General features: G+C 71.8%; 12 protein-coding genes and 1 pseudogene. 4 read left to right on the forward strand and 9 right to left on the reverse strand.

Annotated features, from left to right (window positions below; translation table 11 throughout):
• Positions 1-129: 129 nt before the first annotated feature.
• From ACFYZ4_RS23620 to ACFYZ4_RS23635, 4 genes are all read right to left on the reverse strand, one after another.
• On the reverse strand, positions 130-987 hold the full coding sequence (locus ACFYZ4_RS23620) for a fumarylacetoacetate hydrolase family protein (RefSeq protein WP_390784756.1): 858 nt from the start codon (positions 985-987) through the stop codon (positions 130-132).
• Positions 988-1,109: 122 nt separating this feature from the next.
• Positions 1,110-1,901, reverse strand: a complete 792-nt coding sequence (locus ACFYZ4_RS23625) for a YidC/Oxa1 family membrane protein insertase (RefSeq protein WP_390784757.1) — start codon at positions 1,899-1,901, stop codon at positions 1,110-1,112.
• Between the two features lie 132 nt (positions 1,902-2,033).
• Positions 2,034-2,351, reverse strand: a complete 318-nt coding sequence (locus ACFYZ4_RS23630; RefSeq protein ID WP_390784758.1) for a DUF6412 domain-containing protein — start codon at positions 2,349-2,351, stop codon at positions 2,034-2,036.
• An 81-nt stretch (positions 2,352-2,432) separates the two neighbouring features.
• Entirely contained in the window at positions 2,433-3,227 is a 795-nt protein-coding gene (locus ACFYZ4_RS23635; protein WP_390784759.1) for a class E sortase, read from the reverse strand.
• A 56-nt stretch (positions 3,228-3,283) separates the two neighbouring features.
• Here ACFYZ4_RS23635 and ACFYZ4_RS23640 point away from each other — a divergent pair, with 56 nt between their 5' ends.
• Positions 3,284-4,285, forward strand: a complete 1,002-nt coding sequence (locus ACFYZ4_RS23640; RefSeq protein ID WP_351294462.1) for an SEC-C domain-containing protein — start codon at positions 3,284-3,286, stop codon at positions 4,283-4,285.
• 48 nt (positions 4,286-4,333) lie between these two features.
• Positions 4,334-6,055 (forward strand): DUF262 domain-containing protein, encoded by a 1,722-nt coding sequence (locus ACFYZ4_RS23645; protein ID WP_351294465.1) that lies wholly within the window; start codon positions 4,334-4,336, stop codon positions 6,053-6,055.
• 98 nt (positions 6,056-6,153) lie between these two features.
• Here the strand turns inward: ACFYZ4_RS23645 and ACFYZ4_RS23650 are convergent, their stop codons facing one another.
• Positions 6,154-6,480 carry a hypothetical protein gene (locus ACFYZ4_RS23650; protein ID WP_384348432.1) on the reverse strand — a complete coding sequence of 109 codons (327 nt, stop codon included), beginning with the start codon at positions 6,478-6,480 and terminating at the stop codon, positions 6,154-6,156.
• Between the two features lie 9 nt (positions 6,481-6,489).
• On the reverse strand, positions 6,490-6,684 hold the full coding sequence (locus ACFYZ4_RS23655) for a hypothetical protein (protein WP_351294468.1): 195 nt from the start codon (positions 6,682-6,684) through the stop codon (positions 6,490-6,492).
• 280 nt (positions 6,685-6,964) lie between these two features.
• Here ACFYZ4_RS23655 and ACFYZ4_RS23660 point away from each other — a divergent pair, with 280 nt between their 5' ends.
• Both ACFYZ4_RS23660 and ACFYZ4_RS23665 read left to right on the forward strand, forming a co-directional pair.
• Positions 6,965-7,501: a GNAT family N-acetyltransferase gene (locus tag ACFYZ4_RS23660; protein WP_351294471.1), complete on the forward strand. Its 537-nt coding sequence runs from the start codon at positions 6,965-6,967 to the stop codon at positions 7,499-7,501.
• Positions 7,502-7,535: 34 nt separating this feature from the next.
• Positions 7,536-8,528, forward strand: coding sequence for a hypothetical protein (locus ACFYZ4_RS23665; protein WP_351294474.1), 993 nt, complete (start codon positions 7,536-7,538; stop codon positions 8,526-8,528).
• Between the two features lie 15 nt (positions 8,529-8,543).
• Here the strand turns inward: ACFYZ4_RS23665 and ACFYZ4_RS23670 are convergent, their stop codons facing one another.
• The 3 genes and pseudogenes from ACFYZ4_RS23670 to ACFYZ4_RS23680 form a co-directional block, all read right to left on the reverse strand.
• Entirely contained in the window at positions 8,544-9,758 is a 1,215-nt protein-coding gene (locus ACFYZ4_RS23670) for a DUF445 domain-containing protein (protein WP_384348470.1), read from the reverse strand.
• Between the two features lie 587 nt (positions 9,759-10,345).
• A pseudogene (locus ACFYZ4_RS23675) lies at positions 10,346-10,966 on the reverse strand (DUF1707 domain-containing protein); the annotation flags it as partial.
• A gap of 120 nt (positions 10,967-11,086) precedes the next feature.
• The gene (locus ACFYZ4_RS23680; RefSeq protein ID WP_390784760.1) at positions 11,087-12,061 is read right to left on the reverse strand and encodes an ATP-binding cassette domain-containing protein; all 975 of its coding nucleotides are present in this window, start codon (positions 12,059-12,061) and stop codon (positions 11,087-11,089) included.
• Positions 12,062-12,063 lie beyond the last annotated feature (2 nt).

A 12,063-nucleotide genomic window follows, 5' to 3' on the forward strand; every position in this document is an offset into this window, starting at 1 on the left:
GCGGGGCCGGGGGGGGGGGGGGGGGGGGCCCCCCCCCCGCCCCCGCGGGGGGGGGGGGGGGCCGGGCGCGGGCGGGGGGGGGGGGGGGGGGGGGGGGGGGGCGGCCCCCCCCCCTCCCCGCCTGTGCTTCTAGGCGCTCTTGAACTCCTGGCGCTGACGGCCCAGGCCCTCGATCGCCACCTCCACGACGTCACCCGCCCGCAGGTACGGCTTCGGCTCCGGCTGGCCCATGGCCACGCCGGCCGGCGTACCCGTGACGATGACGTCGCCGGGGTAGAGGGTCATGAACTGGCTCAGGTACCGGACGACCTCGCCGACCGGGAAGATCTGGTCCGAGGTGTTGCCGTCCTGCTTCAGCTCGCCGTTGACCCACAGCTTCACGTCCAGGACCTGCGGGTCCGCGACCTCGTCGGCGGTGACCAGCCAGGGGCCGAGCGGGGTGAAGGTCTCGCAGTTCTTGCCCTTGTCCCAGGTGCCGCCGCGCTCGATCTGGAACTCGCGCTCCGAGACGTCGTTGACCAGCACGTAGCCGCCCACGTGCGCGAGGCCCTCCTCGGCGGAGGACAGGTAGCGGGCGGTGCTGCCGATGACGACGCCGAGCTCGGCCTCCCAGTCGGTCTTCACGCTGCCGCGCGGGATCAGCACGGTGTCGTCGGGGCCGACCACGGTGTCCGCGGCCTTCAGGAACAGGATCGGCTCGGCCGGCGGCTCCGCGCCGATCTCGGCCGCGTGCCCGAAGTAGTTCAGGCCGATGCCCACGACCTTGCCGATGCGGCCGACCGGCGCACCGATCCGGAGCCCTTCGGCGCCCAGGACCGGAAGCTCACCGGAGGCGGCCGCGTCCCGCACCCGGGACAGCACGGAGTCGTCCTCCAGCAGGCCGCCGTCCACATCCGTGATCAGGCCGGACAGGTCACGCAGGGTCCCGTCCTGGTCGAGCAGCGCGGGGCGTTCCGACCCGACGGGTCCGACACGCAGCAGCTTCATGGGCATTCTCCCGTGGTCGTGGGTGGTCGGCCCATGGGCGTGCCACGGGCCGGCCGATGGGTTGCGGCCATCGGAGGATTGGTTGATCCTCCAAGATGTCCGCCCAATCCGCAAGACCCTGTTCACAGACTGGAACGCACCGCTCCACCGCTGGCCACGGCCCGCTCCGTCTGTTCTGTCAGCTCGCTCTTCTCCGCCCGCTCCTTGCGGTACTGGAGCCAGGCGCGCTCCGCCACCGACCACGCGGTGGTGGTCAGCAGGTACAGCCCGGCGGCGAGCGGCACCACGGCGGCCGTGATCAGGGTCCCGAACGACAGCAGGGGCAGTACGCCGCCCAGCTTGCGCATGACCTCCTGCTGCTCGGCGGTCACCTCGGCCACGACCCCGGCCTTGGCACCCGCCTTGGCCTTCGCCGCCCCCGGCTTGGCCTTGCCGCGGCCGGCCGGCGTCGCCGCGGAGGCGGAAGCGGAGGCAGTCGCAGCCGCCTCCGCGGTCACGGCCGCCGCCTTGCGTCCCCGTACCGCACTCCAGGCGGCGACCACCGCGATCGCCCCGAACAGCCCGAGGAACACCAGCCCCTGCGCCCCGAACAGACCGCCCTCCCCCAGCGCCTCGGTCCACCGGGAGCCCAGCGGCGCGGCGAAGAGCCGGTGTCCGAGCAACTCGTTGGCCTCGCCGCCGACCTTCGACGAGGAGAACGCCTGGTACATCACGAAGAACACCGGCAGCTGGAGCAGCAGCGGCAGGCACCCCGCCACCGGGGTCGCCCCGCGGAAGGCGGCCCGGCTCAGCGGGTGCAGGGCGAGCCGTACGAGCACGGTGAACAGCACGATCGCGGCAGCGGTCGCGGACTGGGCCAGTACCGGCTCCAGAAGCCGGCCCAGCTCAGCAACAAGGTGGGTGAAAACGGACACGTGGGCCCTCCGAAGGGTCTCGTCGAACGTCGAAAGAGATGCATTTCGGCGTGACGACCCGCGAGGGGCGACGACAGTGTTCAGTCAGCAGAAGGCGAGGACAAGCACGACAACGAGATGTACTGCGCGCCCCTACGCGGCCGTCAGGAGGGCACGGCCGGGCGCCCTGGGCCGCGACCGGCCCGAGGCGTCGGGATCACGCTGCGGCAGGAACGCCGTGCGCTGCTCGCGATCACGTATCGCGGTGCGTATGCGGTGCGGTGGAACGGGCCGCACGAGGCGGGTGGCGGCGGCCAGGGCCTCGGTGCCCACGGCGACGGTGGCCGCGAGGGCGACCACGACGGCGCCCAGCCCGCTCTCTCCGGCGAACAGCCCGAGGACTCCCCCGAGCAGCACGAGCGGGAGCAGCACGGCGAGGGCGCGCGTGGCACGGGCGAACACGTTGGCCATACGAACCTCCCCCTCTCCACTCCCGCGCGCGAATTCACGTACGCGTTCGATGGTAACCGTCCCTGCTGACAACGGAACGGGTCAGGACGACTTGAGGGTTCCCCAGACCACCAGCCGGTACTTGGAGCTGTACTCGGGCGTGCAGGTGGTGAGGGTGATGTACGCGCCGGGCTCGCCGTACCCCTGGTCCGGCTTCACCACGCTCCGCGGCACGGGTGCGATCACCCCGGTGTCCCGCTCGGTCGTCTCGCTCAGGATCTTCCCGACCACATATGTGAACCTGCGCCCCCGGATGTCGACGATCAGCTCGTCGCCCGCCCGCAGCCGGTTGATGTACCGGAAGGGCTCGCCGTGGGTGTTCCGGTGGCCGGCCAGCGCGAAGTTCCCCCCCTCCCCGGGCCCGGCGGTCCCGGGGTACTGCCCGACGTAGCCCTTGTCGAGGACGGCCCGCTTGTCGATCCCCTGCACGACGGGGACGACGAGCCCGAGGCGCGGGATGCGCAGGACGGCGTACGCCCGGTCCCGCTGCGCCGCCGGCCCGGCGGCGGGCCGGGAGGACCGTGACGGCCCTGCGGGGGCGGGTTCAGGTCCGGGTACGGCCGCGGCCGCCTCCGGAACATCAGGTACGTCAGATGCACCGGCCCCTTCACCAGGTGCGGGATCCTGCCCCCAGGCCCGCTCCAGGGACTGGACCTGCTCCTGCGCGGCGGCCGCGGCCTGCCGGTTCGTCCACCACACCTGGTGCACCACCAGCAACAACACCACCACGCCCACGGTGACGGTCAGCTCGGCGGCCGCCCACAGCACCCCCACGAGACCGGCCCGGCGCGCCCGCCGGCCGCTCCCCTGAACCACCACAGGTATGTGATCCCGCACGGGCGGCACCCTAAGTCCTCCCCCGTCAACTGACCAGCGGCAGTACGGTGTGAACCATGCGCCCCGACACGCCTGCCGAGCACATCGCCGAAGCCGAGCGCCTCATCCGCACGGCGACCCGCTACCCCGAGGACCAGGAGCCCTTGCTCCTCCAGGCCGCGGCCCACCTCGAACTGGCCGACGCACGCGACCGGGCGAGCGCCCTCTACGACCAACTCCTGTCCTCCTCACCTTCCGACCCCCACCTGATCAAGGCCCTGCAGGCGGCGAACCTGTGGGAGTACGGCCACGAGGCGGAGGCCCGCGCCCTCATCTCGGGCATCCGCGCCGCCTCGCCCAAGGACCCGGCGCCGTGGGAGGTCATCGCGGAAGCCCTGGAGGCGCACGACGAGTTGGAGGCCTCGCACGAGTGCTTCACGGAAGCGGCGACCCTCCTCATCACGGAGGACGCCCCGCTCACCCAGGCCACCACCGCCCTCCTGACGGGCCGCCATCGGGTACGCCGCCTCCTCGGGCGCCCGCACGACGACTGGGACATGGTCGCCGACACCCGTCACATCGGCCCGATCCCCCTGGACGAGCTCCACGACCCGAAGCGCATCTGGGCGCTCGGCTCCGACGACCCGGCCGAACTGCGCGCCGAGATCGCCCGCCTGCGCGCCGAACTGGGCGACCGCCGCGCGGCCCTCTCCCGGCCGTTCCCGGTGGCGATCCTCCACTGGCCCGCGCGCGAACTGGCCGAGCTCCTCACCTCGTACCCCACCCTCGCCACGGAGTACGCCTCGCACGAGGCCCACCTGCGGGAGATCGAGACCTCCCTGCGCGCCCTGGCCGCCTCGGGCACCACGAACCTCGGCATCGTCACCGCGAGCGTCCCCTCGTACGAGGCCTTCGCAGCCTCCGAGAAGACCTCCCCGGCCTCCCCGTCCCTCCTGGCCGAATACGCCACCACCCTCGCGGCCCGCGGCAAAGCCACCCCCTGGCCCCCCACCCCCACCAACCCCTGCTGGTGCACATCGGGCAAGCCGTACGCGGAATGCCACGGGGGCAGTAACTAACACCGGGCACCATACGGCCCGCAATCCGTTTTCATCCCGAAGGAATCCATGACCAGCGCATACGAGTCGGACCCCATATTCCAGACCAATCCGCTTCAGGTCCTGAATATCGTGACTCGAATTCAAAGCCAGGAGATCGCCCTTCCCGATTTCCAGCGGGACTTCGTATGGGATTCCACCCGGACCGCAGAGCTTCTCGGCTCCATCATGTCGCGCTACCCCGTGGGCACACTCCTCTTCTGGGAGCAGGGAGAGGGCCAGGCCTTTGCCAGCCGGAGCTTCGACGGTGCTCCGAGCACGTCCAACAAGCCGCCTTCGGTACTGGTCCTGGACGGGCAGCAGCGCCTCACGTCGCTCTACCAGGCTCTGACCGGATCGGGCGACGAGCGGTACTACATCAAGGTCGACGAGTTCGTCGACATCCCGTCTCGGAGCGTCCGCGAGGTTCCTGACGTGGACTTCGAGAAGGCGATCCTCTCCATGCCCGCCATCGCGAAGGCGGGTCGACGCAGCCAGCCACCTATGCCGTCCCATCTCCCCATAGCCGAAGTCCACCAGTTCGATGACTGGTTGGACGACTATGCTGACGCGATAGAGAACGATCCGGGAATACCGCTTTCCGCGAAGGAGGCGAAGAGCCTCTACCGGGAAATGCGCGACAAGTACATCAGCCCGCTGAAGACCTACGGCCTTCCTGTCCTCACCCTCCCCAGTTCAACGTCGATGGATGCCGTCTGCACCATCTTCGAGACGTTGAACCGGACCGGAAAGCCGCTTGGCCCCTTCGAGCTCCTCACCGCACGGTTCTTCCCCCAAGGAGTGAATCTGCGGGACCTCTGGGACGAGGCCGAGGCCAACCACAGGGCTCTCAAGGAATTTCGCATCGATCCGTACAACGTCCTCCAGGCCATCTGCCTGCGAGTCCGGGGGACTGCCCAGCGATCGGACGTCCTCAAGAGGCTGACCGGAGACGACATCAAGGCCTACTGGGAGAGCACGACCGCAGGCTTCGCAGCCGTGATCGACATGCTCCAGTCAGATTGCGGCGTCACCTCTCAGAAGTGGCTCCCGTACGGGATGCTCCTCACTCCTATGGCCGCCGTGTGGGACAAGCAGAAGGAACTGAAGCCTCTGGAGCGTTCCGAAGCTCTGCGCCGGCTACAGCGGTTCTTCTGGGCGAGTACCTTCACCACCAATTACGACCAGGGCGCGAACAGCCAGATGGGTGCCGACTACTCACGGCTCTCCCACTGGATCATCGCCGGCGACGGCGAGGCGCCCGAAGCGATCGACGCGTTGCACATCAACGCGGCGACACTGCGAGCGGCGACAGTGCGGCGCAAGGCCCTCTATTCGGGCCTGATTTGCCTGCTCGTCAAGAACAGAGCTGCTGACTTCCACACCGGCCAGAGCATGACGGCCACCCGTGCGCTGGAAGCCGAGTCCCACCACATCTTCCCGAAGGCCCACCTGGCCAAGCAACAAGGCTCCGAAAGCTCCGAGCTGATGCTCAACCGCTCCCTCATCGACGGGGAGACGAATCGCATCATCGCGAGCCACGCCCCCAGCGTCTACATCGAGAAGATGAAGAGCGCATACGGCGAGCAGAGGCTGACGGACGTACTGGCATCGCACGCCATCGCGAGTCAGCAGGCCAGCGGGCTCCTGAACGACGACTACACGACGTTCCTGAACGAACGACTGGAAATTGTCATCCAGCTCATTGAGGAAGCCACGGGGAAGACCATCCAGCGCGAGGCAACCCACTAGCCAGCGCCCGGACCCGCCACGGCAAACGCTTGCGCGACGGACCGACAGCCGTGCGGTATTCGGTCCGTAAGACGAAGGCCGGACGCGGGCGCGGTGGGTCAGCGGTCGGCTGTGGCGTAGGTGGTGGCGGCCATTGTGGTGGCGGCGGTGAAGACCGCGGGCCAGGGGCCGATCTTCTTGGCCAGGGGGTGGGAGGCCGCGAAGGCGGCGATGTAGGCCGCGCCGAGGAGGGCCGTCGTCGTCGGGGTCGTGCGGCGGTGCCATTCGCGGGCCGCGACGGTGCCGGCGGCCGCGAGGACCACGCCGCCGAGGGGGCGCTTGCCGGTCCAGCGGGCGGCGGCGTAGCCGCCGACGAGGCCGGCTGCGGCCACGAGTGAGGTGGGGAGCTGAGCCATGGTGGGTGCCTCCGGCCGTTCGGACGTCATCGGTCGAGGCTAACGCGCCCGCCGGGCGAAGCGGCGCGCGGCCACCACCCCCAGCACCACGACCGCCCCGCCGAGGACACCGGGCGGGACGGTGTCCTGAACGGCGCGGGGAAGCACCGCCATCACCCCCAGGATGATGAAGAACGCCACGGCGCAGCCCCCGAGAGCGACCAGGACGCGGGTGATGAGGGTGTTCGTCGGCACGCTGGGCTCCGGGTGTCGTGCGAGTCGTACAAGGTCGTACGTGTCCTGTGAGTCGTGCGCGTCACTCGGTGCGTTCCGCTCCGCTTCGCGCTCTCCCCGTTCAACGCCCGCCCGTGCGCCGCCGATACGGGCGGCCCGCGACACCGTACGGAAGTCGGATTTGTCGCACACCCTCCGGATCCGTGCACCTGCCCTGAAGGGAACCTCCCGGGCGTAGATTCACTCTCCGAGAGGGGCGATACGACCGAAGCCGCCCAAGCCGGCCCAAGGAGCTGCAAACGTGATCTGTTATGGACCGGCCGTCCTCGACCTGTCGGACGAACTCGCCGACACCTACAGCGAGGTCTTCTCCGCGCCGCCGTGGAACGAAGACGAAGAAACCATTCGCCAGTTCACCGCCCGGCTCCAGGCCGACAGCCGCCGTACGGGATTCCGTACCGCCTTCGCCCAGTCCGCCGTCGGCATCGACGGATTCGCCACCGCCTGGCTGACCCCCAAAACCTTCCCCACCGACCGGGCCTACGGGCAGGTCACCGCGCAGCTCGGCCGACCGCGCGTACGGGAACTCCTCATCGGCGCCCTGGAGATCGACGAGCTCGCCGTACTCCCGCACGCGCGCGGCCACGGCACCGGCCGCGCCCTCCTCGCCGAGATCACCGCCGACGCCCCCGACTCCCGCGCCTGGCTCCTCACCGCACGCATCGCCACCGACACCGTCGCCACCTACCGCCGGCTCGGCTGGCACGAGGTCACCCCGCTGCCCGGAACGGAGAACGGCGTCGTCGTCTTCCTCGCCCCGAACCACCCCTCGGCCTGAGCATCGCCCGCACCCCACCGGGCATACCCGGGGCATGATCACACGCATCGCCGTCGCCCAGCGCCAGCTCAACATGGCCACCCGCCACCAGCTCAGGCAGGCCGGCATCCCGGCCGCCACCATCAGCGGCCGCAGCCGCCGCGCAGGGCCCTGGCAACGGCTCCTGCCACGGGTGTACCTCCTGCAGACCGGCCCGCCGGACCCCCGGCAACACGCGCTGTCCGCCGTCCTGTACGCCGCCGAGCCCGCCGCCGACCCGCTGTCCGGGGCGACCGCGGCGCTCACCGGCGGCGCCGCGCTCGCGCTCCTCGGCATCCGCGGCGCCCCGCCCGACCCGCTCCACGTCCTCGTACGCTCCCCGCGCACGGTGACGGCCGCCGGCCGCGTCCGGCCCGCCCCGACCTCCCGCTGGCCCGCGACCATCCACATCCACGGCGTCCCCAGCGCCCGCCCGGTCCGCGCCGCCGCCGACTTCGCGGCCCGCACGGACGACCCCGACCTGGTGCGCTCCGTCCTCGCGAACGTCGTCCAGGGCGGCTGGTGCCACCCCCACGACCTGCACGCCGAACTGCGCGCCGGCCGCGTCCGGCACCGCCCCGCCGTCCGCGCCGCCGCCGCGGAACTGCTCGCCGGGGTCCGCTCGATCGCCGAGGGCCGCGCCCGCGACACCCTGTCGGCCACCGACCTGCCCGCACCGCTGTGGAACGCCCGCCTCTACGCCCCGGACGGCGCGTTCCTCGCCTCACCGGACGCGTACTGGCCCGAGGAGGGCGTGGCGCTGGAGGTCGACTCCGCGGAGTACCACTACACGCGCGACGCCTGGCAGGCCACGCTGCACCGCCGGCTGCGCCTGGAGTCCCGGGGCGTCCTGGTCGCCAGTACGACCCCGGCGATCCTCCGGGACCGGCCGGCGGACGTCGTCGGGGCCCTGCGCGCCCTCCTCGCCCTGGGCGCGGCCCGCCCCGCGCCGCCGGGCGTCACCGCCCGCGGGCACGCCCAGCTGGAGCTGCCCCTGCCGCTCCCGTAGCGTCCTCTTCTCGGGCTAGGCCCCGAAGGCGCGGGACACCGAGTAGATCAGCAGGCCCGCCAGGGCGCCGACCACCGTGCCGTTGATCCGGATGAACTGCAGGTCGCGGCCGATGTGGGCCTCGATCTTGCGGGAGGTGTGCTCGGCGTCCCAGCCGGCCACCGTGTCCGTGATCAGCGAGGTGATCTCGGTCCGGTAGGTGGTGACGACGTAGACGACCGCGCCCTCGATCCATCCCTCCAGCTTCGCCTGCAGCCGGCCGTCGGTGGCCAGCCGCGCCCCCAGGGAGATCAGCGAGGCGCGGACCCGCAGGCGCAGCTCGCTCTGCTCGTCCTCCGCCGCCGAGATGATCATCGAGCGGATCGCCGACCAGGCCGAGGCGATGACGTCCTGGACCTCGTCGCGCGCCAGGATCTCGGACTTGAGGCGCTCCACCCTCGCGCGGGTCTCCGTGTCCGACTGGAGGTCGGCCGCGAAGTCCCGCAGGAACCGGTCCACCGCCCCGCGCGCCGGGTGCTCGGGCATGTCCCGCATCTCCGTGATGAAACGGAGCAGCTCCTTGTAGACGCGCTCGCCCACCTTGCGGTCCACGAACCGCGGGGTCCAGCCGGGGGCGCCGCCCTGGACCGCGTCCGTGATCGAGTCCCCGTGCGTGACGAGCCAGTCGTGGGCCTTGGCGCAGATCAGGTCGACGGCCCGGCGGTGGCCGCCGTCCGCGACGACCCGCTCCAGGGTCTTGCCGATGCCCGGCGCGATCTCGGCGGTCTCCGCGCGCCGGGTGATCGCCTCGCCGACGACGGCCTGCACGTCGGAGTCGCGCAGTACGGTCAGCGCGCCGCGCAGGGCTGCCGCCAGCTCGGCCGTGACCCGGTCCGCGTGGGCGGGCTCGGCCAGCCAGGCCCCGAGGCGGCCGCCGATGCCGAGGGCGTGGAGGCGGGCGCGGACCACGTCGGAGGAGAGGAAGTTCTCGCCGACGAACTCGCCGAGGGTGACGCCGAGCTGGTCCTTCTTGGTCGGGATGATCGCGGTGTGCGGGATGGGCAGGCCGAGCGGCCGCTTGAACAGGGCGGTGACGGCGAACCAGTCCGCGAGCGCGCCGACCATGCCGGCCTCGGCCGCGGCGGCCACGTACGCGGCCCAGCCGCCGGCGCCCCACGCGTGCTGGGCGTACTTGGCCAGTACGTAGACCAGCGCCACCAGGATCAGCAGACCCGTCGCGAGGGTCTTCATCCGCCGGACACCGCGCCGGCGCTCCTCGTCCGCGGCGTTGAACACGAACGCTCCGCGGGCGGGGGGCGGTACGGGTGGTGGTGGCGCCGGCGGCGGGGCGGTGCCTCCGGCTGTGCTGCGGTTCTCCACGTGCTCCTGCCTTCCCCCGGGGGCGCCGGTTTTGTCTGCATAGCATCCGACTCCTGGGAGGCCCGAGGAGTTCCCGCCACGCCCTTTCGCTCCCGCGGGGGCTGCGGTACGGGAGGCCCGCGCCCCCCGTGCCGCTGCCGCGACGGCCCGACCCCCTCGGCCTCCGGCCGACCGATCCGTTCCCTACCGGGCACAGGGCCACGCCCCGGCCTGGCCCGGTCCGGTCCGGTCCGGGGTGACGCTGCCGCGACGGGGCCGATGCGGCCCCTGCCCGGGGCACCGGCCGGCCGTCGGCCAAGCCGAGCCGCCGACGCCGATGCCCGCAGGGACCGGGGTGCGGGCCCGCCGCGTGCCCTGCTGGCCCGCAACGGCGCCCGCAGGCGGCGCGGCGGGCGACGCCCCTGCCCCCGGCTGCGTCGCTACAGCTCTTTGCGGAGGGACGGGCCCGGTGTCGGGGGTTTGGGGGGCTTGACCTTGATTTCGACGCCGCCCCAGAAGGCGAAGCCCGTGATGACGACCCGCGGGGCGCCCGGCAGGGACGGGCCCGGGCTGTGGCGCTGGTCGAAGGCGCCCATGAAGCCGAAGCCCCGTACGTCGAGCTCCACCCCCGGCGGCACCGTGATCTCGATGCCGCCCATGATCGCGACGCAGTTGATCACCACCTCGCGCTGCGCGAAGTCCGCCTCGCGCAGGTCCAGCTCGCCGCCGCCCCAGAACGCCACCGCGTCGAACCGCGCCGGCACCGTCCACCGGCCCTTGCGCTGGAACCCCGACATGACCGCGACCGCCAGCGTGGAGGTCCCCGCCCCGCCGATCCGCCCCGACCACGGCGCGGCTGCCGACCCGGCGGCCGGCACCGGCTGCGCGGCCGGCCCCGCCGCCGCCGGCAGGTCCCGCGTCAGCGGTTCCAGTTCCGCGTACGTCCGGGACTTGTACGCCGCCTCCAGCCGCTCCTCGAATTCCTCCATGTCGAGCCGGCCCTCGGCGACGGCGTCCCGCAGACGCTCCGCCACCCGGTCCCGGTCGGCATCCGACGCCCTCAGCTCCGGCAACGGCTTCTCCGGCCGATCGTCACTCATGCGCACCAGACTATGCAGGGTTTCCCGGGAGTTGTACGGGGAGGACCTGGGCACGTCCCTGAGATCGACCCCGGTTTTCCCCTGACCCGGCCGGTTGACCGCCCCGCCGTGTGAGAGGCGTCAGCCGCGGCCCGCGTACATGCGCGCGATCACGTCCTCGATGTCCGGTTCCCGCACCGACAGGTCCACCAGCGGGTACTCCGCCGCGACCGCCGCCACCAGCGGGGCCGCCGACGTCCCCGCCGGGAAGGCCAGCCACTGCCGCAGCCCCTCCACCTTCACCACCCGCGCACCCGCCACCTCGATCGGCGCGAGCTCCCGCTCCAGGTCCACCACCAACGTCCGCTCGCTCGCGCCCGCCGAACCCGCCGCGTGCAGACCGTCCAGCACCCCGTCGTACATCAGCCGCCCGTGGTCGATCACCATCACCCGCTCGCACAGCTGCTCGATGTCCTGGAGGTCGTGCGTGGTCAGCAGCACCGTCGTCCCGAGCTCCTCGTTCAACTGCCGCAGGAAGCCCCGTACCTTCGCCTTGCTCACCACGTCGAGCCCGATCGTCGGCTCGTCCAGGTACAGCACCTCCGGATCGTGCAGCAGCGCCGCCGCGATGTCCCCGCGCATCCGCTGCCCGAGCGACAGCTGCCGTACCGGTACGTCGAGCAGCTCGGCCAGGTCCAGCCGGTCCACGCAGCGTTCCAGGTTCTCCGCGAACCGCGCCGACGGGATCCGGTACATCCGCCGCATCAGCCCGTACGAGTCCTTCAGCGGAAGGTCCCACCACAGCGTGGTGCGCTGCCCGAAGACCACCCCGATCCGGTGCGCGAGGCGCATCCGCTCCCGCGACGGGTCGATGCCCGCGACCCGCAGCCGGCCGCCGCTCGGGGTCAGGATGCCCGTCAGCATCTTGATGGTGGTCGACTTCCCGGCGCCGTTGGGCCCGATGTAGCCGACCATCTCGCCCCGCGCGACCTCGAAGCTGATCCCGTCCACCGCCCGCACCTGGCGTTTCTCCCGGCGCATCAGACTCACCCGGCGCCGTACGTCGAAGACCTTCTCGACCCCGTCCAGCGAGATCAGCGCATCCGCGTCAGCCACAG

It is taken from the genome of Streptomyces sp. NPDC001513, from assembly GCF_042894695.1.
Classification (GTDB): domain Bacteria; phylum Actinomycetota; class Actinomycetes; order Streptomycetales; family Streptomycetaceae; genus Streptomyces.

Bases quoted from the DNA above. Each gene is read 5' to 3' on its own strand.
- ACFYZ4_RS23620 (WP_390784756.1), bottom strand. From the start codon at position 987: ATGAAGCTGCTGCGTGTCGGACCCGTCGGGTCGGAACGCCCCGCGCTG.
- ACFYZ4_RS23630 (WP_390784758.1), bottom strand. From the start codon at position 2,351: ATGGCCAACGTGTTCGCCCGTGCCACGCGCGCCCTCGCCGTGCTGCTC.
- ACFYZ4_RS23640 (WP_351294462.1), top strand. From the start codon at position 3,284: ATGCGCCCCGACACGCCTGCCGAGCACATCGCCGAAGCCGAGCGCCTC.
- ACFYZ4_RS23645 (WP_351294465.1), top strand. From the start codon at position 4,334: ATGACCAGCGCATACGAGTCGGACCCCATATTCCAGACCAATCCGCTT.
- ACFYZ4_RS23650 (WP_384348432.1), bottom strand. From the start codon at position 6,480: ATGACGTCCGAACGGCCGGAGGCACCCACCATGGCTCAGCTCCCCACC.
- ACFYZ4_RS23665 (WP_351294474.1), top strand. From the start codon at position 7,536: ATGATCACACGCATCGCCGTCGCCCAGCGCCAGCTCAACATGGCCACC.
- ACFYZ4_RS23670 (WP_384348470.1), bottom strand. From the start codon at position 9,758: ATGAAGACCCTCGCGACGGGTCTGCTGATCCTGGTGGCGCTGGTCTAC.